This window comes from Rhizobium deserti, from assembly GCF_004358025.1.
Classification (GTDB): Bacteria; Pseudomonadota; Alphaproteobacteria; order Rhizobiales; family Rhizobiaceae; genus Neorhizobium; species Neorhizobium deserti.
On the sequence record NZ_SMTL01000007.1, the window covers coordinates 22871 to 42657 of the forward strand.

Consider the following 19787-nt stretch of genomic DNA (forward strand, 5'->3'; position numbering starts at 1 on the left):
CTCCTGAACGGCTGATTACGGGGTGCTGTGAGAGTCGGTATCGACATTGGCTTCCACGGACATTCCCGGGCCGAGCCTTTCGAGGCCGCGCTGGTTGTCGTCGATCTGAATGCGGACGGCGATGCGTTGCGGTATCTTAGTGAAGTTGCCTATCGCGTTGTCGGTGCGCAAAACAGAAAATTCGGATCCGGCGGCTGGCGAAATGTCCTCGACCGTCCCGTCGAAGCGGGCCCCCGCCAAGGCGTCCACAAAGAACCAAGCCCGCTGTCCGGGGCGTATTGCCGCCGACTGGGCCTCTTTGAAATTGGCGATGACCCAACGTGGCTTGGGCACCAGGAACATCAGCTGGCTGCCATTCGTCACGTACTGGCCCTGTTTGGCGCTCACGTCGCTCAGCTTTCCGTCTTCGGGAGCGCTCACGACAGTGTAGCCGAGGTTGATCTCCGCGAGTTGCAGTTTGGCCCGAGCGCTCTCGACGTCGGCTTCGAGAGCCTTCTCGTTCACGCTAGCGGCCTTTAGCGCCTGCTCCGCGCTGCCCCGGCCCGCGGCTGCCTCCTGGACGACCGCAACGGCCACACCCCGCGCGGCGCGGGTAGCGTCTTCGGCGCTGACAGAGCCCGACCCCTGCCCCGCGAGCTGCGACGCCCGCTTGAAGTCCGCCTCCGCTTTGACGAGCTGGGCGTTCGCGCTTGAAATCTTTGCTTCGGCCGTCGTGATATCGAGTTGTCGCTGGGCTATCGCCTGATCGTTGTTCGCCAGATTTGAGGTGGCGATCTCCAGGTCGGCCCGGGCGGCTGCAACCTGCGCCCGGTAGACCCGGTCGTCGATTCGCATGAGGACGTCGCCCTGTCTGATACCCGCGTAGTCCTTCACCGGGATTTCCTTGATATAGCCAGTGACCTGCGGACTGATCACCGTCGTCCGTCCACGGACATAGGCGTTGTCGGTCTTCACCACGCTCGTGGAGAACGGCGGCAGCTGCCATGCGGCCAGGATGGCAGCCATGCCTGCTCCCACGAGGGCTACGGCAAAGACCCGCGTCAACAGGCTGCTGATCTTCGGTTGCCATTGCAGCTGCTGGGGCGGCGGCGTTTCGTCCGCTGGCCGCGCAGTCAGGACGGAGGGGATCGGGGATGCCGCGTTCATGAAGGTCTACTCCGATATTGCTTGATCAGGTTGAGCGCGATGACGACAAGAAGCGCTATGGACCCGGCCGACGCCGCGAGCGAAATGGCAGTGAAGACGTCCACGTATCCGGCGACACGGGCATAGAGGGAGACCTGCTGAGAGAGTGCCGCGAAGCCTTCGGCTGATCGCAGCACCGGGTCTGCTATCACCGGGGAGTATCGGGCGGTAAGCGAGGACAGGAGCGACGTCACATCGGGTTCGGATTTCGCCGCCTGCGCGGCGTAGGCCGCAAGGTGGTATTGCTGAGCTTCGAAAAGGTAGGTCTGGGTGAACGCGTTCCCCGTCAGCGTTCCGACGGATTGCGTCACGTTGAAGAGCGCGATGAAACTCGTCATCCGCACCCCGCCGTCGGCGAGTACCCGGCCCAGGCCGAAGATAAAGAGAGGACCGATGAACAGCGTCCCCGCGAACCCCATCATCCCCTGCGTGATCAGCAACTGCGGCACGCGTGTCGACGCGCTCGATCCGGAGTCGAGATAAGTCGCCATAGCGACAACGAGGAGGGAAGCGAGAACCATGTAGGGAAGCCGCGCGGGAGAAACGGTCAGCGCCGCGGCGGTCACTCCCAGCATCGCCCCGACAAAGATAGTGCCCGTCAGCGGTCTGATGTCATCGTTCGTAAGTCCGAAATCACGCAGCATCGTCAGGATGCCGATCGTCTGCTCCGATTGGACGAACCTGCAGAGCACGGCGATCAGCGCCCATCTGACGAAGGTCCCTGCCGAAAGCCACTTCACGTCGACCAGCGGCTGCTTGCGACGCGCCTCGATCGAGACGAAAAGCGCGAAACAGGGAATGCAGGCCGTGAAGAACCAGCCGATCCAGGCGACGTTGGTCCACCAGAGATAGCTCCCGAGCCCCATGGCTGACCCGAACAGGATAAAGCCGACCGCATATAGAGAGAAGCTCACGGTGTCGAGGGGCTCGAACGTCTTGGATCTCACGCTCGGCGGGAGGCGCACGATGGATACGATGCCGAGAACAGTGAGGGACAGGCCCAGTTCGAAAAGGTAGAGCCCGTTCCAGTTTCCGAAGGCCAGAAAGTCCTTTGGTATGAGCCAGGCGAGAGGCAGGGCAAGCTGCGGCGTCCCAATACCGAGGCAAACGGCCCTGAGCCTGTGTGCGGCCGGGAACGCCTGGATCATGTAGAATACGCCGAGAGTCGCCAAAGCCGAAGCCGATATCCCGCTCATGGCCCGCACAAGGATGGCACCCGCGAGCCCGTGGACGAACAGGTGCGAGGTGATCAGAAGCGCCTGCAGCGTCAGAAAGATCATGCAGAACGACCTGATCCCGAACTCCTGGCGGTATTTCACGAGCACGCACCCCGCGATGGCGTTCGTCACCAGATAGGCGACGGAAAGGTAAGCCGCCTCGCTGAGGTCTAGGCCAAGCGCGCCCTGGAGATACGGGAGATTGGCCGCGACGATGGCGTTTCCGAGCGCTCCGGTGATCCCCACTAGGACAGAGGTGAGTGCAAAGACAATGCGTCGGCGGGTCGGGTGTGGCGGGAATCCGGGAGCGCCCGGGATAGCCGGGCGCTGACCCTCCGGATATTCGAAGGGTTGGTCGTCCTGGTAAAAGTGCTGCCTCGGAACCGCCGCAGGCGCGCGCGGCTTTTGTTCCGTCAGCCTCCACGGGGCAATTCCCACGGCACCCGCCTTCCGTTACATCGGGCCTTGCGGGGAATTCCGCCATGACCGAGAAAGTATTCGGCCCTGACGTTCAGTCGTGAGGCCCGCCGAAACTCTAGCGGCGGGCCCGATGCGCATATTGAACGATCCTCTCTCGGAGACGTCGCGCGCTTCCTATACCTGGTAGCCCCCGTGGCCTCCTCGAAGACCTCAGCGGAAGTCAGTGGTCGGAGCGATTGCCCTGCTGCTTTCCAGCTCCTGCGTGCGCGCCTGTAGCGCCTTCTCGATAGCGGCAAGCGCGTCGCTGCCGAGGACGAGGCGGCGTGGTGCGACCGCCTGGCTAGCGCTTTCCAGAATTGCGGCGGCCATTCTTACCGGATCGCCGACAGGCATTCTCGAAGAGTCGGAAAGGAACGCTTTCACCATGCCAACAGGCGTCCCGTTGTAGGCATCGGGAGCGGAGCCCGCATTGGCGGCAGCCGCTTCGCGGAACGTAGTCCGCGCGGCACCCGGCTCCACAATGGTGACGCCGATACCGAGCGGTGCGAGTTCCTGGGAGAGGGATTCGAAGAAGCCCTCCAAACCCCACTTGCTGGCGTGGTAGAGCGAAGCGCCCGGATGGGTCGCTTGGCCGCCATACGTGGAGATCGCGATGATGCGGCCGCTGCACTGCTGCCGCAGATAAGGAATGGCGACCCGCGTCACCTCGATCGGGCCGACGAGGTTGGTGTCTATCTGGTGCCGTATCTGTTCGGTGGAAAGCCCTTCGGCAGCGCCGAAGAGCCCGTATCCGGCGTTGTTGACAATGACGTCGATGCTGCCGAATTCTGCGAAGGCCGCTTTCACGCAGCCCTCGATCGCCTCGACGTGAGTGAGATCAAGCTCCGCGACCCAGAGCTTGTCGGGATAGCGTGCCTTGAGGTCGTCGACCGAACCCCGTTTCCGGACCGTGCCGGCGACCCGGTCACCCCTCTCCAGGGCTTGTGTCGCCATTTCGCGGCCGAGGCCGCTGTTGATACCCGTGATGAACCATGTCTTCGGCATTGTAAGTCTCCTTGTTGGAATTTCTGTAGAGACAATATGCATTTGCATCGCGTATTAGAATTGTGCAATCCGGCATGAACCGATGGGGAAATGGCCATGAATGAGCGGCCGACGCTCTCCGAACTGACGGCGCTGGCGACGGTCTATCGGCTACGGAGCTTTCGGAAGGGGGCTGACGAGCTGGAGATTTCGCCCTCCACCCTCAGCCATATCATCCGGGATCTCGAGACCCGTCTTGGAGCTAGGCTTTTCAATCGGACGACCCGTAGCGTCTCGCCGACAGAAGCGGGCGAGCGGCTGGTGGCTCGCGTAAGTCCCCTGCTTCTTGAACTCGATACCGCTCTGAGGGAGGTAAACGAAGCGAAAGACCAGCCCCGGGGGTTGTTGAGGCTGACGGCTTCCGACACGGTCGCGATGATGCTCGTTGAGACCGTCATTCCCGTCTTTCTCGATAAGTACCCGGAGATGTCCGTGGATTTGGTGGCTGAAGCCGCCTTTGTCGATATCGTCGCCGAGGGATTCGATGCCGGGTTCCGACTTGGCGAAGCGGTCCCGCTGGACATGATAGCCATCCATGTCGGAGGGCCATCGCGCATGCTGGCGGTCGCCTCTCCAGCATATCTGCATGACAGGAAAATCCCAGAAACCCCCGACGATCTCGCGCGGTACAACTGCATCCGTTCCCGAACTCCTGCTGGCCGGAACTATCGGTGGGAGTTCGAACGCGACGGTCACTCCCAATCCGTTGAGGTCAAGGGGCCGCTTACACTCAACCGGACGGAGCATATGCTCGGGGCAGCGCTGTCCGGAATGGGCATTGCTTTCGTCCCGGAGACCATGGCAGCCCCATACCTGGACTCCGGGCTACTTCGCTCACTTCTGGAGGAATGGTGTCCGCCCTACCCCGGCATATACCTCTACTATCCCGGCAGGCGATTGCTCCCGGCAGGTCTGAGGGCGTTCATCGATGTCCTCAAGGCTTCGGATCTGGGTCGAGCGGCGAAGCGACAGGTCGCGGGTAAACTCGGCGAGTAGGCGAACGAGCATAGACAAAGGCGACGCGGTCACCGCTTGGTACAATATCCGTCGTCTATCCGGGTCTAAAGACTTCCCGTCAAAGGAGATCCGAACATGGATAGAGATGATCGTTATTCGTCGGTGCATCCGCAGGTCTGGCCCGTGATCGCCGCCTACGGGATCGTCGTCCTCGGCGTCGCCGCGTACAGCGTCCTGGAGTCTGATGCCCCGCAATATCGTAACGCATCGATAGCTTGGGCGACGCAGCACGCTCAGCCCGGAAGGACAGGCCGGAACGTCGCCGTGGACGCGGAGGCCTCTCCCGTCGCGCGCATAGACTGAGCGCCGAACCCTCGCGGCTTTCGCCCCCGAACAAGTGTGCCCGATCCTACAATAATCCCGCACTTGCCTTCCCTAGTTTCCGCTGCATGCCGACACTCGGCACCGAACAATGGAGCGACCTGTGACCTACGACCTTTCCCGCCGACAAACACTCATTGCAGGGGCAGCCGTCTCTTTCTCTATGTTTGTGCCGGTCGCAGACGCAGCCGACAAAAAGAAAACCGCGGACATCAAAGGAGAATTTGAAATGACCGAAGCATTCGTCAAGACCAAGGATGGCGTCGATCTGTACTTCAAGGACTGGGGCCCCAAGGACGCCCAGCCGATCGTATTCCATCATGGCTGGCCGCTGTCGTCCGACGACTGGGACGCCCAGATGCTGTTTTTCGTCCAGCACGGCTACCGCGTCGTCGCCCATGACCGTCGCGGCCATGGCCGCTCGTCGCAGGTCGCGGACGGCCACAACATGGACCAGTACGCCGCCGACGCTTCCGCCGTCTACGAACACCTGAACCTCAAGAACGCAGTCCATATCGGCCACTCGACGGGCGGCGGAGAAGTCGCACGCTACGTCGCGAAGTATGGCGAGCCCCAGAAGCGCGTCGCCAAGGCCGTGCTGGTAAGCGCCGTTCCGCCGCTCATGCTCAAGACGGAATCCAACCCCGGCGGCCTTCCGATGGAGGTCTTTGACGGCCTGCGCAACGGCCTTGCTGCCAACCGGGCGCAGTTCTACCTCGACGTCGCTTCCGGACCGTTCTACGGTTTCAACCGCGAGGGCGCTAAGGTCTATCCGGGCGTCATCCAAAACTGGTGGCGGCAGGGCATGATCGGTGGTGCCAAGGCACATTATGACGGCATCAAGGCCTTCTCCGAAACCGACCAGACCGACGACCTCAAGAAGATCACGGTGCCGACGCTGGTAATGCATGGCGATGACGACCAGATCGTCCCGATCGACGACGCGGCCCGCCTGTCCGTGAAGCTGCTCAAGAACGGCACCCTCAAGGTCTATCCCGGCTATCCGCACGGCATGCTCACGACCCACGCCGACGTCATCAACCCGGACCTCCTGGCGTTCGTGAAGGGCTGAGGCCCGCATCTGAAGTCACCGAAAGCGGCCGTGTCGGACCTGCCGACGCGGCTCCCGCTCTTTTTGGGCCGCGGGCCTCCCGGAACCCGCCGCCATCCAAGCGCGCCTCCTCGAGACCCGCTTCAATGGGCGTCATCGATATGGACTATATCGGGAGATCGGTGTGAGTTCCCTCGCGAACCTGAAGGCGGCGATAAAATGATCCACCAGTCCAGTTCGCTGTTCCTCGCCCGCGCTATCGACTTGGAAGATCAACCCGTACATCGGGATGAGCCTTGCCCGGCGTAAAAAATGCCCGCTAGAGTGCGACCATGCGCCAAAGGCCGCTCCGCCCGCGAGGTCGAAGTTATGTCTGCCCCTGCGCCAAGGCGGATTGCTTCCCTGATGCTCCTTGACACGGTCGCGCGGTCATACGGATGGAGCAGATTTACGAACGCGAGGAAGGGCATCCCTCTAGCACCGGCCACGGCATCGATACCGACCGGACGACTGAACGTCGTGTTCATTCTGCATGAAGAAGTGGGTATGTCCCAGCTGTAAAGGCCAGCGCTCTGTAGGCTTTCCGGTTGTGGTCTTTCCGGTTTGGCGATCCTAATCGTGTGGAACTCCAACGTCACGAGAACGCGACGAAGACATCGCGCATCCGCCGACACCGCTCGCCGCGCCGCCTGCACTTAGGTCCTAATTCGCGTCACTCCATGACGCAGACGAACCCGCCGTCTTCCGGCTTGCCGACGCGGCAGCAAAACGGCTTCGCGAAATGGACGGGCATAAGCCAAGTCCCGGTCTCGCTAAGGCTTTCAAGGACCTTGAGGCGGGTGGGAGCGGCCAAGTCGGGCGCGGCACATGCCCCAGAATTCCACGACGGAAAGTGGATCTGGATTGGATGATGTACGATGTCCCCGGTGAAGACGGCCTTGCCGCCGCCTGACATCAACGTCAGATGGCAATGCCTAAGGGTGTGGCCGGGGCTCTCCTCAATGTAGAGTTCGTCGCAGATGTGGTGTGGCGTATCGACGAGAAGCCACTGGTCGCTGCCGATGATCGGCTGGATGGTATCGGCGATCATGTGCTGGTTGTCGGCTAGGCCCGCCTCTTCGGCAACCAGACGCTCGAACTCCGAGCGGGAGGCGATGTATTTCGCGTTCTTGAAAGTGGGGACCCATCGACCATCGACGAGGCGGGTATTCCAGCCGACGTGATCGATGTGAAGATGAGTGCAGAAGACGATATCGACATCGTCAGGGTCAATCCCCGCTGCGGCTAGGTTTTCGATGTACCGCGAGTTCATCATAGAGAAGAACGGGCTATCTGGACGGTTCTTGTGGTTGCCGCTGCATGTGTCGACCAGCACGGTAAGGTTCGGCAGCCTTATCAGCCAGCTGTGTATCGATCCCATCAGCCGCCCGTCGTCCGGGGAGTAGTGGCCGGGAACCATCCAGTGGAGGTGTTTTTCGACCGCCGCGTCGCTCCAGTCGGGAAGGAACACCTGCGGCGGGAACCCCAGCCCGTGATATTCCTCGATGCGCGTGACCTCCGCGTTACCGATCTTCATCCTGTTCCGTCCCTTTCGATGCCCCGTCCAGTTATGCGGGCAAAGGAAGCCGATCAAGCTAACCCTATGGCTAGGTATGGCGGTAGCTTCCGACGGGTTATGACGATATCGGCGTCTGTATGGATCGCTTTGTCTTGTCCGATGGCCAGCGAGGTTGCGGGGTACTGAATGGCGGTATTGAGATTTCTCGATTTCGAACTCGATGGATCTCGACGGCAGCTCACGCGCGCGGGACAGCATGTGAAGCTGGGCTCGAAGGCACTGGATATCCTTGTCGTACTCGCCTCAAAAGCGGGAGAAGTCGTCACTCGCGAAGAACTTTTCGATGCCGTCTGGTCCGGAAGCGCCTCCGCGGAGAATTCTCTACGCGTTCAAATAATGGCCCTCAGGAAGGCTCTTGGAACAGGAGATACAGATGGACTCGTGCAGAGCGTCGCGGGTCGCGGCTACTTGCTGTCCGCTTCCGTTCAGAGTCCCATACCAGTCGAGATGCCCGCACCGCGCCCCCTTGAATCAAAGGGAAATCTGCCCGGTATCCATACAGCCGTCATAGGTCGGGAAGACTTTATCCAGAGGTGCATCGAAGCGCGAAGGACGCGCGTCATGAGTGTCGTCGGTCCCGGCGGCATCGGGAAGACGACCGTTGCGATCGAATTCGCCAACACAATCCGCGAGGACTACGAATCCGCCTTCTTCCTGGACCTCGCGGCGCTGAACGCCGGAGCGAGCATAGGGCCGACACTAGCTTCGTTGATGGGATTGTCGGTCTACGGGGCCGATCCCATGCCGGGGATCATCACCGCTGTCGGTCAGCGCAAGATGATCTTTGTCTTCGACAATTGCGAACACATCATCGAGCAGGCCGCCGAGGTGATCGGAAAGTTGAGCCTGGCCTGCCCTAACGTATTCATCCTCGCGACCAGCAGGGAACCGCTCGGAATTCCATCGGAGATGGTCCGACGCCTTGGCCCGCTCGACACCCCAGCGGAAGGAGAGTGTCCGGTCAGTCCGTCCAGCTACTCGGCCATGGCGATGTTCATGGACCGCGTGGAGCACTCCTTAGATATCGGGTCTCTAAACCAGATCGACGATCTCGTGCGCGTCGCGGCGATCGTCCGGAAGCTGGACGGCATTCCACTGGCTATAGAGTTCGCCGCCGCCCGGGTAATCGACCTTGGACTCGACCAACTTCTGAACTCCCTGAACCAACCCCTGACAGTGCTCCGGCGTGGACGCCGTACCGCACCTCATCGCCAGCAGACACTCCAGGCGACGCTCGACTGGAGTTATGGCTTCCTGACGGAAAACGAGAAGACCGTCCTGCAGGCCCTATCCGTTTTCGCGCAGACATTCTCCAGAGACGGCGCTGCCGCGATTTGCGATCCGCTCCTCGGCAACGACGACATCGAGGACGCGATCTGGGGTCTGCACTCGAAATCCCTCCTTAGCAGGTCAGAGGCCGGATCGGCCCTTCGACTGCTCGAGACTACGAGGGAATACGCCTCGATAAAGCTTCTGTCGTCCATGAGGGAAGCCCCGGTGCGGGACGCGCACGCGCGCTTCGTCCTCTCGCGCTTGCGGGATGCAGAACTCGAATGGGACAAGCTGGCGACATACCAGTGGCTGTCCAGCTACGGTGGCCTAATCAACGACTTGCGCTTGGCGCTGGCGTTCTGCGAGAAAACACGAAATTCGCGGCTGTTCCTGGAGCTCGTGGCGGGCTCGGGTATGCTTTGGACACAGCTCGGCCTGATGAACGAGCAGTTCCTCTATATCGAGAGGGCTATAGAGGTCCTCGATCTGGCGGATATTCGCGACCCCGCGATCGACACGCAGCTCCGGTCGGCATACGGCGCAATCGCCTATAACGTCCACAGCGTCGCGGGCGACGGGGAAGCGATACGACAATTCGATCTCGCTGCTTCATCAGCCAGGATGGTCGGTGACGCGACAAAGATATTGCGGGCCAGAAGCGGCGTGTGCGCCGTCCTGACCACGCAGGGGAGATATCGCGCGGCTTGCGAGCTGGCGGTGACGTTACGTGACGAGCTGGGCATCGCGGCAGAGTCGGCCGTCAACCGCATCCTGGCGCACAACAGCCATTACCTCGGCAATCACGAGGAGGCGTTCGCGATGGCGGAAAAGGCCCTTCATTCGAACGGAGTGAATGTCAGGGGCACGCTGACGAGCGGTGCGAATTTCGGCCAAAAGACCTTGTGCCTGATGATCATGGCAAAGACCGCTTACCTTCGCGGCGAAATCACGAATTCACTCGAGCTGTTGGACGAGCTGATTGCCGATGTCATGCAGGTCGATCACCCGATATCGACTTGCCTCGCGCTGTCGGTTGGTGTGTGCCCAGTGTATTTCGGCCTCGGCATGAACGAGAAAGGCCGATACTATCTCGAGATCCTTCGCGGTATCTCGACTAGGAACTCGCTCGTGCGATGGCAGGAATGGGCGGACGGGTTCGATTACGCTCTCGGCACGGACGTCGTTGCGCCCTCTGCGGCCCTGGACAACCTGAAGCTCGGGGGCAATGGGCCAAGGCTCGAGAACACGATCACGATCGGCGGCGAACGTATCGGTCTCGATCTCCTGGAGATGGCATTGTCGGGAGAAGCAGGCTGGTGCGAGCCGGAACTGCTGCGCCTCAAGGGCATCAAACTTTTGCAGCGCCGCAACGGCGAGGGCCGTCAATGGCTGTCACAGGGCTTCGAGTTGGCGTCCCGCCAGTCCGCCCTTGCATGGAAGCTGAGATGCGCGAACAGCCTTGCGAGCTTTGCAACGGCCGCTACCTTCGACGAGGACCGTCGGCTCGTCGAACGATTGCTCAGGCAATTCGCGGAAGCGCCGCCGATTGATCTCGTGATCTCTGAGCGGATCCTCGAAGGGGCGCCCTTGGTGTGCGACGCTGAACAATAATGGCCGCCAGCCGCCGCCCGCCGGAAAATAGGAACCCTGTCGTGTTGCGATCGTCTACCCTCGCCCTTGCCGAAGAACTTTCCTCCATGCTCCCCGACGAATTCGCCAGAACCGTCCTCGCCGGTTCCCTCGGTGTGGCCTGGGACAGCGCGAACCCGATAAGGGCCAACCTGTTCGCGGCCGGAATACGGGAAGCGGTGACGTATGTCCTCCACCTCCTCGCACTAGAGGAGGCCGTCAAGGCCTGTGATTGGTACGACGCGTATCGCGAAAAGCAGAAGAAGGACTGCGAGAAAAAGAAGATCGAGTTCAAGGATCAGCCGGCGCGTGTCCATCGGATGGTCTACGCCACGCAGGGCGGAATATCGGACAAGGCACTCCAGGAACTGGGCGTAGACATCGGCGATGCTCACAAGCGACTGCGCTCAGTCGTAGACGGGCTGTCGAAATACAACCATGTGCGGCCCGGTAATGTTTATGGATCAGGAGCTCGAGGCTATGATGCGGTTCCTTAGTGCCGTCGCCGACGTCCGTTCGGCGATCTCGACCGCCGTTTCATAACACGCCAACGATCTGACGATCGACGCTCTCACCGATAGCGTCGTTCAGGAACTGGACGAGCTTTCGACACATACTATTGTGGACGAGGTCGTCGCCGATGATATCCGTGTCGTGGAAATTGGCCCGAAGCAGATCAAGCTAGACGTCAGGCGCACTGTCTATGTCGAGCTGAACTATGGCTCCGGCTCAGACTTTCGCCGAGGCGACGGTGCGTCGATGCGGGACAAGTACCCGTTCTCGGTTGCAATGGCCGCCGCTATGACCGACCTCAAACCGGGGATCGTCGGTCGGGCCGCGGTCGATAACAGCAGTTTCTTCGAGTGACTTGATTGCACCCCGCCCTTCTCGGCATCCATCGGCGAGTTAGTCCTCAAACATACCATAAACCGAGCTTCGTTCGGGCTTCTTGCATCTGTAACAATCAACGGATGAGGAAATCCTATGTCGAAAACGATCTTAGGGTCAGCCCTGCTCGCAACGGCTATGAGCGCCGTGCCCGCCCATTCCGCTGATAGGAAACCCACCGTCGTCCTGGTTCACGGAGCGTTTGCCGACGGCTCAAGCTGGAGCGGGGTGATCGCGAACTCGAAAAAGACGGCTACAAGGTCATCGCCGCCGCCAATCCCCTTCGCAGCGTGAAAGGCGACAGCGCCTACGTGAGACGGATTGTTTCGGGACTGGACACGCCCGTCGTCCTCGTCGGCCACTCTTACGGCGGAGCCGTCATTTCCGAAGCGGCGAACAAGGACAGCAACATCAAGGCTCTGGTATACGTTTCCGCTTTCTCGCCGGACATCGGCGAATCCTCGCTGGCACTGACGGGCAAGTTCCCGGGCACCACACTTCCGCCGAGGCTCGACAAGCCCGTCGAACTGGAGAACGGTGTCAAAGACCTCTGCCTCCAGCAGGCCAAGTTCCACAACCAGTTCGCAGCCGACGTTCCCGAGAAGGTAGCCCTTGCTATGGCAGCGTCGCAGCGTCCTGTCACCGATGTCGCTCTCGGCGAAGCCGCCACGAACGCGGGTTGGAAGGATATTCCGTCCTGGTCGATCTACGGTTCGGCTGACAAGAACATTCCGCCGGAGGCCATGAAGTGGATGGCAGACCGCGCCAAGGCCAAGGAGACGGTGGTCGTCAAGGGCGCGTCCCACGTCGTCATGGTCTCGCATCCCGATCGCGTGGCCAAGGTTATCGAAGACACCGCGACGGCAAAGTAGGAGCTGGACAAAGCTTGCCAGTCAATCCACAAAAGTACGCGAGCCCCGTCAAGCCGCGAGGCCTCAGTTTTGCAAAACTCAACAGCCCGGCACATCGGTTGATGATTTCCACAAGTTCCCCGCCGTACGCGAACCTTCATTTCATCTATCGTTACTATTGTCGCTTGAATCGCGAAGCTGCTTGGTGACATTTGCATCGGGTATTGTCGTATTGTAGTTGGCGTCTCCAGGCTTCCCGCCGACAAAAGTTGCCAGACACGCTTTCATAAATGTTTCATCGCCGGATTTCCCCGCCGCATCAGCCTTCCGACTACATTCCAGTGCAGCGGAAGCCCTATCCGACTGAGCGAAAACTGTGGAAGCCGATACGATTACTGTAAATGCCATCGCAAATGAAATAACCGCTCTCATAGCAACCGTTGACTCCTATTCGGGTAATAGTACGTTACCACAACCATAAGGCGGGGCAACAGGGGGCTGTTCATGCGCTGGATAAGATCAGTGATGCTGTTTTCACTGCTACTGAGCAGCTGTGCGACACCCCCGTTAAGGGGAGCTGATAGCTTCCCCAAGGCGGCAGTCTACAAACGCATTAAATGCGAACTGTATCAGGCCGTTTCAAACGTCGAGAACATTCAGAAGCTCGCATATCCCAAGTCACTCACCAAGGTCGATTTGCGGAAGTATGGTGCTACCTTGACTCTGGTGGAGAAAGCGTCTCAGACATCGGGTCTCACGATTGGCGGTGGCTTCAATAGCGTCGACGAACGTCGTTCCTTGGCCCTCGGGTCCGCACCCTTTCCTGGGTTCGGGGCGTCGAGTACGAATTTGCAATCTGACAGCAGCAAGCGCCAGATACTATTTTCGGATATCCTGAAAGATAAGTACAGCGTGCCTACACCCGGTCGCGACCTGGGTTTTCTGAAGGACTGCGCGGACGACAAGAAAATCAACACAACCCTCCCGATCGGCCAGGAACTCGGGATCACAAAGCGCTTGATCGCGATCCTTGACGAAGCTGTTACCAGTCCTGGCACGTTCGATGAGGAAGAAATGTATTTCGACTTCTCCGTCACGGTAGGAGCTGGGGGAACGTTCACCTTTACCGAGCCGACACGAACTGCATCTATCGGCGGCGGAAGCAGTAAGGTCTTCAACGAAACGCTAAAGATCACGATGACGCGTCTGACTGACAAGAAGCCCTAAGACCCGGGCCAATCCAGATGTGACAATCGTGTTGCTGAGAAAGAGCTTCGGCAACGGCTTGGAAACGGAAGAGAAACAATTGCAATTTATCCTCGCCTTACTCAATCGGGGCGAGCATTATCGTGATTAGCGAAATAAGCATAAAGAACTTCCGTTCAATCTCATCGGCGAGCATTAAGGGCGGAAGGATAACGACCTTCGTCGGCTCAAATGACGCAGGAAAATCAAATGTACTCCGCGCGCTGAATCTATTTTTCAACGGTACGACGGGTCACGACGAACTCTTTGATTTTGCGAAAGATTATAACCTCTACGCAAAGAAGCGTGCGAAGAAAGCAGGCGAAATCGAAATCAAGCTGACCTTTACACTTCCAAGGTCTTATCGAAGGGACGATCTTCCTGCTCAGGTCGAATGGAAAAAGGTGTGGCGCGAGGAGGGCGAAGTCGATCGCCTGAGCTCCTTCAGCTACGTTGGGGGCGTCGAGATACCTCCGAGAAGCAAGGTCCCCGCCCTTATCGAAAGGGTTGTCTATACATATATCCCCGCGATCAAGGATCAGGGGTTTTTCGCAGATCTGCAAGGCAAACTGTATGACGTGTTGTCGGATGTCGCCGCAGAGCCGTTGAAGAACTCGGCATCAGACTTCGAGAGCCAGCTGCAAATCCAGCTCGGCGAACTCCTCCGTTCTTTGGAAACGATCTTTAAAGGGCGGGCGCTGATGAAGCTCCCCGAGAACCTGCGAGAGATTTTCGAGAACCTGGAGATCAGTTCCGGGGACATTCCTTTGTCTCGCAGAGGCGATGGTATCAAGATCAGAAACATTCCTATGATCTTACGCTTCATCTCTGAAAAGCAGGACCAAATTCTCAATCGTGGGGGCGTAAGATACACCCATATCTGGGGCTTCGAGGAGCCCGAGAACAATGTCGAGATGTCCGCGGCCTTCGCCATGGCACAGGATATGTACGACACGATTGCAGGCCGTGAAAACCTGCAGCTGTTCATGACCACCCATTCTCCGATCTTCTACAAGATGCGTTCTCCGGAAGATAACGGCAGCGCTGGCATATCTACGAATTTCGTGGAGCGCGTCGACAATGACACTCTGATCGCGAACAGAAGCGCCGACGAGGTAGATGTCACAATGGGGCTTATGCCCCTGCTTGCTCCCTATCTCGAGGAGGCAAAGGGCCGATACGACGAGCTCCAGTCCCAGCTCAAGGCCGCACACGAGCTAGCGGCGCAAAAAGTTCCGACCGTTTTTGTGGAAGGACCTACTGACGTTCAGGTCTTCAAAAAGGCCTGGACGCTCTTTGGCGACGCCGACCTCAAACTCCATGTTAACGACGGCGGAAATGTTGGCTATGGGAGCGCAAACGCACTGGCAAGCAGATCGTTGGGATGGCTTCTGGAAATGCGCCATCGTGCAAAAGCAGATATCGTGCCGGCGGTATCTATCTTCGACGCAGACGAGGCTGGGAAAACGGCAAAGAGAGAATTGAACGACAACATCGGGGCTCTGGGGATAAAGAATAACTTGAGTTTCATGTCTTTGGCTTATCCGCAGATCCAGCCAATCAGGGCTCTAGTTGCGCGAGGATTCTTGCTCCACGCCGACTTGGAAAGCAGCTATAGCGACGAAGTATGGTTGTTGGCGGAGAAACAAGGCTGGCTTGAGGACTGCGACAATCTAGGCAGCAGAATCAAGCCCGAGGTTCTACAGTCAGTTCTGAACGATGGCGCTGATAACCCTTTTGACCAGCTGACGGGCGCGGAACGTCTTCGCGTACGACGACGATTCAGCGACGCCGGGAAGTTAAAGGCAGCTAAACACATCGTAAAGCTCGGCGATCCCGATGCCTCAGCTGCTTTGCGCGGTCTGAAAGAATGGATTGAGAAAACTCGGGGCCACTTGGCGGCCTAATAGAGGCAAGTTGTCCGGGTCACTACGGGGAATCGCAGAAGAGAGACGCAGAAATGGGGCGGCTGGTTTGGCCGCTCCAAACTCCCGATGCGTACTGCAGACCAGTCCCGATCGACGCCGTATTCTACAATAATTCCGCAATCAACAACCGTAGCCTTCTCTCATATACGGAGTGAAACTATGGGTTTGGCAAATAGCTATCGGACAAGAAGTGCCCGAGGTAGCTGCGGCAATACCTTCGTTTTCCTCGCGGCGGCTCCGTTCAGCGCTCGCTTGCGGTCGTTACCTGTCCCGCGAACGGCGGCATTTCAGCAACCGAGACTTCACGCGGCCTCAAGCTCCGTAGGCGACCCAGCATGCACCGGCTTGCCGAAGCGATCGATGTTCGCGTCGCCCCAATCCTTGAGAGCCAGCAAGACTGGACCCATGCTCTGCCCCAATGGCGACAGCGTGTATTCCACCTTAGGCGGAACCTGAGCATATACCTTCCGATCCACGAGACCGTCCTCTTCCAGTTCACGCAACTGGTTGGTGAGCATGCGCTGCGTGACTCCGGGTATCTTTCGACGGATTTCGTTGAAACGGTGTGTCCCGTCCATCAGGTGGAACATGACGACAGACTTCCATTTGCCGTCAATCAGGGCGATCGCCGCCTCCACGGAACATCCCGGCGTGCAGTCAAAACGAGAATGTCGGACCTTCCCCATCACGGTATCCTTTTTGACACTATGTGCGTTCGTTGTGCGTATTGGCCGTCGCTGAATGTAGGACTAGATCAGGTTTATCGCAACAGGAGACAGCGAAAATGAAAGCTATTGGTTACAAGCAAGCAGGTGCCTTGGAGCGGTCCGACTCCCTGGTGGATATCGAGCTAGACAAGCCGACGCCGACGGGCCACGACATCCTGGTCAAGGTCCGGGCTATCTCCGTGAACCCAGTCGACTACAAGATCCGAAAGAACGTTTCCGCCGCGGACGGAGCCTGGAAGGTTCTCGGCTGGGACGCGGTCGGCACGGTTGAGGCCGTGGGCGACCAGGCAAGCGCTTTCAAGGTCGGGGAGGAGGTATTTTACGCCGGATCACTTATTCGGCAGGGCGCGAACAGCGAATACCACCTCGTTGACGAGCGGATAGTCGGCGCAAAGCCCAAGTCGATTTCCGACACCGAGGCCGCTGCGTTGCCGCTCACAGCGATCACCGCTTGGGAAATGATGTTCGACCGCCTGGATATTCGCAAGCCTGTTCCCGGTGCGGCGAATGCGATCCTCATCATCGGTGGTGCCGGCGGCGTCGGTTCGATCGCGATTCAGCTTGCGCGGGCGCTTACCGACCTCACGGTCATCGCCACCGCGTCGCGGCCGGAAACCCAGTCGTGGGTAAAGGAGCTGGGCGCTCACCATGTCGTCGATCACACAAAGCCGTTGGCAAAGCAGATCGAGGCACTGGGCATCGGCGCTCCGGCGTTCGTATTTTCGACGAACGAGACCCACACGCAGATCCCTGAAATCGTCGAACTCATCGCACCCCAGGGCAGGTTCGGCCTTATCGACGACCCGGCGGCGCTTGACGTCGTCGGCTTCAAACGCAAGTCCGTCTCCATCCATTGGGAGTTGATGTTTACCCGTTCCATCTACGGAACCGCCGACATCGAAGAACAGGGCAAGCTGCTGAATGAAGTGGCCGCTCTCATCGACAGCGGCAAGATCAAGACGACAGTTACCGAAGTCATCCGGCCGATCAACGCGCAAAACCTGAGGAAGGCCCATGCCACGCTCGAAAGCGGCAAGGCCAGGGGCAAGATCGTTCTCGAAGGCTTCTGAGAACACCGGGCGGCCACCTCGGTGGCCGCCTCTCCTTTTTTCCGTGACGTGGCCCATCCGTCAGCCTGTAGCGGCGGAAGACCAAAGCAAGAAAGCGCAGAACAATGGACGCTAACCAGACCGTACACCTTGTCGCAATACTCAAGGCTAAATCCGGCAAGGCGGGAGAACTTCGCCGTCGGCTCGAGGAGATCATTCCGGATGTCAGGAAAGAGCCGGGATGCCTGGCCTACAATCTGCACGTGGACCAGAGTGACGCCTCTGTATTTGTCATGATTGAAGCCTGGGAAAATGCCGCTGCGCTCGACGCTCACGGCTCCGCGGCTCCGTTCCGCTCCCTGCAGTCCCATTTCGACGAGCTGCTCGCCGAACCGCTGTCTCTACAGCTACTAAGCCGCCTCGCCTAACCGCCAGCTGGGACGGGCACGGTTCCTGGCCTCGGTTGACGCCGAGGCCTTGTCGATTGGCAGGTCAGAGGACGGTTTTCACGAATGACGCGACCGTGTCCGCGCAGAATGCGGGCTCCTGATGATGGGGACCATGTCCAGACTGCGGAACGGTGACGAGGTGCAGGGTCTTCCATTTGGTCGTCAGCGGCAACCAGTTTCCGATCGGGCAGGCGATGTCATGGTCGCCACTGATGACGAGAAGCGGATGCACGCCGGAAGCAAGGACCTCCATATCCGCTCCTTCGGGATCGGGATAGATCGTCGTCTTGTCCTTGGCCTCGCTGAGCAACTTCATGAAAATGGCTTCCGGAATGACCGGGGAACGATCGAGTTTGCGGCTCTCGATTCGGTCGTAAGACTTCCGTGCCGCTTCGCGGCTCCGTTCCGAAGCGGGTTCGAAGAACAGGATGGTCTGGTCCTCGAGGCCGTTGAATGGATGCATGGCTGTCTTGATGAAAAGCGGCTCGCCGCTGACCTCGGGTTTGCCCGGAGGTGCCGTGCCGATGAGGATCGTGTGAGAGACCTTCTCCGGATGGGTGACGGTGAACTTCTGCGCGACAACGCCGCCGAGCGACCAGCCGCCGATGACGACCTTCTCTAAGCCAAGAAAGTCGATCAGTTCCTTGGCGTCCTTCACGAGGGAGGCACGGTCATAGGTCGGAGTTCCGGTGGATGCACCGAGGCCCGTGTAGTCGAAGATGACGACCGTGAAGTTCTTTGCTAATTCGTCGAGGAACAGCGGGTCCCAGGAGTCCATGGTGCCGCGGAACCTGATGTTGAGAACAAGCGGCGTCCCGCTACCGAACTTCCGGTAAGCGATTTTCCGGTCTCCGAATTCGGCGAATTTGGTCGGGGTCGTCGATGCGGTTTCAGTCATGGGGCTCTCCTAATGTTTGGGTGAGCCAATAGGTTTGGAAGCCTTTTCTATTGTAATATTCCGCATCCGCGTATCGAAGGACCATGAACCGACCTCGTGATCGAGGTGCCTTCATCCTCGGCGCCTGGGCTCCGGAGCAGCCGTACGCCCGCAAGGACCTAGCCGAACCAGCTGTGCGCTGATGGCCGGAGCCATGCGAGCAACCTGTCACATCAGCTCAACCAGCCCCTGCTGGCGATGGGCCTCGGGACAAAGAGCGCGTAAAGTTGGCTGGAAAGATGCCCGCCCCGGCGCCGAAGCGGCGATTATCGTTGAGGTGGCTAATACCAAGAGGTTACCCGACCGAAACCAGTATACAATTCCGCAGATCTGCTTTGATACTTACCCTTCCTGATGACGAGTTCGAAGCCATTTCGTCACAACAGAGAGGAATGCGAATGTCCGTGATAAGCAAGCAGATCAGAAGCTACCTTGCCGTCTCCGCCATCGCGGTATTGATTGCGGTGACGGCGCTAGTGGCCAGCGCCTCCGCAATGTCGATCCCGGATCTAGTCTTCCCCGAAACGGTGCCAGTGCCAATAACGAAACCGGATCATATGGTCGCGGGTTCGATTCCGCGGCTCAAAAAGTCAAATGAGGCGCGTAAGGGCGAGCGAACTCCCGCGGCGCAGGCAGTACCAAGGGAAAGGCAGCGCGGTTTCAATGAGAAGGAGTCTCAACGATGACAATGCCTCCGTCGTACCCCCGGACGTCGTGGGGCAGTCGCCCGCGCGATAAGAGTAGTCCCAAGCCTTCAAATGGCGGTTGGGCTTTACTTTTTGGGAATCGGCTTCCTTGCGCTTGTCCTCGCTCTCGGCCGGGGATGAAGTACTCCTAAAGAAGGGCGGTCCGTCGGCTTGCTAATTGCGGCGGTCGTTCCCAGCCTTCTGCATTCGCTC

At 59.2% G+C, this 19787-nt stretch carries 18 protein-coding genes and 1 pseudogene; 12 read left to right on the forward strand and 7 right to left on the reverse strand.

Annotated features, from left to right (window positions below; all coding sequences use genetic code 11):
- Nucleotides 1–15: 15 nt before the first annotated feature.
- From E2F50_RS19825 to E2F50_RS19835, 3 genes are all read right to left on the reverse strand, one after another.
- Nucleotides 16–1146, reverse strand: a complete 1131-nt coding sequence (locus E2F50_RS19825; protein ID WP_133317922.1) for an HlyD family secretion protein — start codon at nucleotides 1144–1146, stop codon at nucleotides 16–18.
- On the reverse strand, nucleotides 1143–2840 hold the full coding sequence (locus E2F50_RS19830; RefSeq protein WP_133317923.1) for an MFS transporter: 1698 nt from the start codon (nucleotides 2838–2840) through the stop codon (nucleotides 1143–1145). The genes E2F50_RS19825 and E2F50_RS19830 overlap by 4 nt, the downstream gene beginning before the upstream one ends.
- Before the next feature lie 192 nt (nucleotides 2841–3032).
- Nucleotides 3033–3866, reverse strand: coding sequence for an SDR family oxidoreductase (locus tag E2F50_RS19835; protein ID WP_133317924.1), 834 nt, complete (start codon nucleotides 3864–3866; stop codon nucleotides 3033–3035).
- Between the two features lie 96 nt (nucleotides 3867–3962).
- On the opposite strand from E2F50_RS19835, the gene E2F50_RS19840 reads away from it, so the two are divergent.
- From E2F50_RS19840 to E2F50_RS19850, 3 genes are all read left to right on the forward strand, one after another.
- Complete coding sequence (locus E2F50_RS19840; protein WP_133317925.1) at nucleotides 3963–4901, forward strand: LysR family transcriptional regulator; 939 nt, start codon at nucleotides 3963–3965, stop codon at nucleotides 4899–4901.
- Nucleotides 4902–4997: 96 nt separating this feature from the next.
- Nucleotides 4998–5225: a hypothetical protein gene (locus E2F50_RS19845; protein ID WP_133317926.1), complete on the forward strand. Its 228-nt coding sequence runs from the start codon at nucleotides 4998–5000 to the stop codon at nucleotides 5223–5225.
- A 247-nt stretch (nucleotides 5226–5472) separates the two neighbouring features.
- A complete protein-coding gene (locus E2F50_RS19850) occupies nucleotides 5473–6315 on the forward strand; it encodes an alpha/beta fold hydrolase (RefSeq protein WP_425375407.1) in 843 nt (280 codons plus the stop codon).
- Nucleotides 6316–7006: 691 nt separating this feature from the next.
- Here E2F50_RS19850 and E2F50_RS19855 read toward each other — a convergent pair.
- Complete coding sequence (locus tag E2F50_RS19855; RefSeq protein WP_161974266.1) at nucleotides 7007–7870, reverse strand: MBL fold metallo-hydrolase; 864 nt, start codon at nucleotides 7868–7870, stop codon at nucleotides 7007–7009.
- Nucleotides 7871–8038: 168 nt separating this feature from the next.
- On the opposite strand from E2F50_RS19855, the gene E2F50_RS19860 reads away from it, so the two are divergent.
- The 4 genes and pseudogenes from E2F50_RS19860 (at nucleotide 8039) to E2F50_RS19875 (ending at nucleotide 12573) form a co-directional block, all read left to right on the forward strand.
- Nucleotides 8039–10795, forward strand: a complete 2757-nt coding sequence (locus E2F50_RS19860; protein WP_133317929.1) for an ATP-binding protein — start codon at nucleotides 8039–8041, stop codon at nucleotides 10793–10795.
- Entirely contained in the window at nucleotides 10795–11310 is a 516-nt protein-coding gene (locus E2F50_RS19865; RefSeq protein ID WP_133317930.1) for a pPIWI-associating nuclease domain-containing protein, read from the forward strand. Before E2F50_RS19860 ends, E2F50_RS19865 begins: the two co-directional genes overlap by 1 nt.
- Nucleotides 11311–11407: 97 nt before the next feature.
- A complete protein-coding gene (locus E2F50_RS19870; protein ID WP_245515519.1) occupies nucleotides 11408–11680 on the forward strand; it encodes a pPIWI-associating nuclease domain-containing protein in 273 nt (90 codons plus the stop codon).
- A gap of 117 nt (nucleotides 11681–11797) precedes the next feature.
- A pseudogene (locus tag E2F50_RS19875) lies at nucleotides 11798–12573 on the forward strand (alpha/beta fold hydrolase).
- A gap of 141 nt (nucleotides 12574–12714) precedes the next feature.
- Here the strand turns inward: E2F50_RS19875 and E2F50_RS19880 are convergent.
- Nucleotides 12715–12984 carry a hypothetical protein gene (locus E2F50_RS19880; RefSeq protein ID WP_133317932.1) on the reverse strand — a complete coding sequence of 90 codons (270 nt, stop codon included), beginning with the start codon at nucleotides 12982–12984 and terminating at the stop codon, nucleotides 12715–12717.
- Between the two features lie 72 nt (nucleotides 12985–13056).
- Here E2F50_RS19880 and E2F50_RS19885 point away from each other — a divergent pair, with 72 nt between their 5' ends.
- Nucleotides 13057–13779 (forward strand): hypothetical protein, encoded by a 723-nt coding sequence (locus E2F50_RS19885; protein WP_133317933.1) that lies wholly within the window; start codon nucleotides 13057–13059, stop codon nucleotides 13777–13779.
- Nucleotides 13780–13901: 122 nt separating this feature from the next.
- Nucleotides 13902–15704, forward strand: a complete 1803-nt coding sequence (locus tag E2F50_RS19890; protein WP_133317934.1) for an ATP-dependent nuclease — start codon at nucleotides 13902–13904, stop codon at nucleotides 15702–15704.
- A 323-nt stretch (nucleotides 15705–16027) separates the two neighbouring features.
- Here E2F50_RS19890 and E2F50_RS19895 read toward each other — a convergent pair whose 3' ends face one another.
- The gene (locus tag E2F50_RS19895; protein WP_133317935.1) at nucleotides 16028–16411 is read right to left on the reverse strand and encodes a winged helix-turn-helix transcriptional regulator; all 384 of its coding nucleotides are present in this window, start codon (nucleotides 16409–16411) and stop codon (nucleotides 16028–16030) included.
- Between the two features lie 98 nt (nucleotides 16412–16509).
- On the opposite strand from E2F50_RS19895, the gene E2F50_RS19900 reads away from it, so the two are divergent.
- Nucleotides 16510–17523: a zinc-binding alcohol dehydrogenase family protein gene (locus E2F50_RS19900; protein WP_133318094.1), complete on the forward strand. Its 1014-nt coding sequence runs from the start codon at nucleotides 16510–16512 to the stop codon at nucleotides 17521–17523.
- A 104-nt stretch (nucleotides 17524–17627) separates the two neighbouring features.
- Nucleotides 17628–17930, forward strand: a complete 303-nt coding sequence (locus E2F50_RS19905) for a putative quinol monooxygenase (protein WP_133317936.1) — start codon at nucleotides 17628–17630, stop codon at nucleotides 17928–17930.
- Between the two features lie 64 nt (nucleotides 17931–17994).
- On the opposite strand, the gene E2F50_RS19910 is transcribed toward E2F50_RS19905, so the two are convergent.
- Nucleotides 17995–18849, reverse strand: coding sequence for an alpha/beta fold hydrolase (locus tag E2F50_RS19910; protein WP_133317937.1), 855 nt, complete (start codon nucleotides 18847–18849; stop codon nucleotides 17995–17997).
- A gap of 437 nt (nucleotides 18850–19286) precedes the next feature.
- Between E2F50_RS19910 and E2F50_RS19915 the strand changes: the two genes are divergently transcribed.
- Complete coding sequence (locus E2F50_RS19915; RefSeq protein WP_133317938.1) at nucleotides 19287–19574, forward strand: hypothetical protein; 288 nt, start codon at nucleotides 19287–19289, stop codon at nucleotides 19572–19574.
- Nucleotides 19575–19787: the final 213 nt, after the last annotated feature.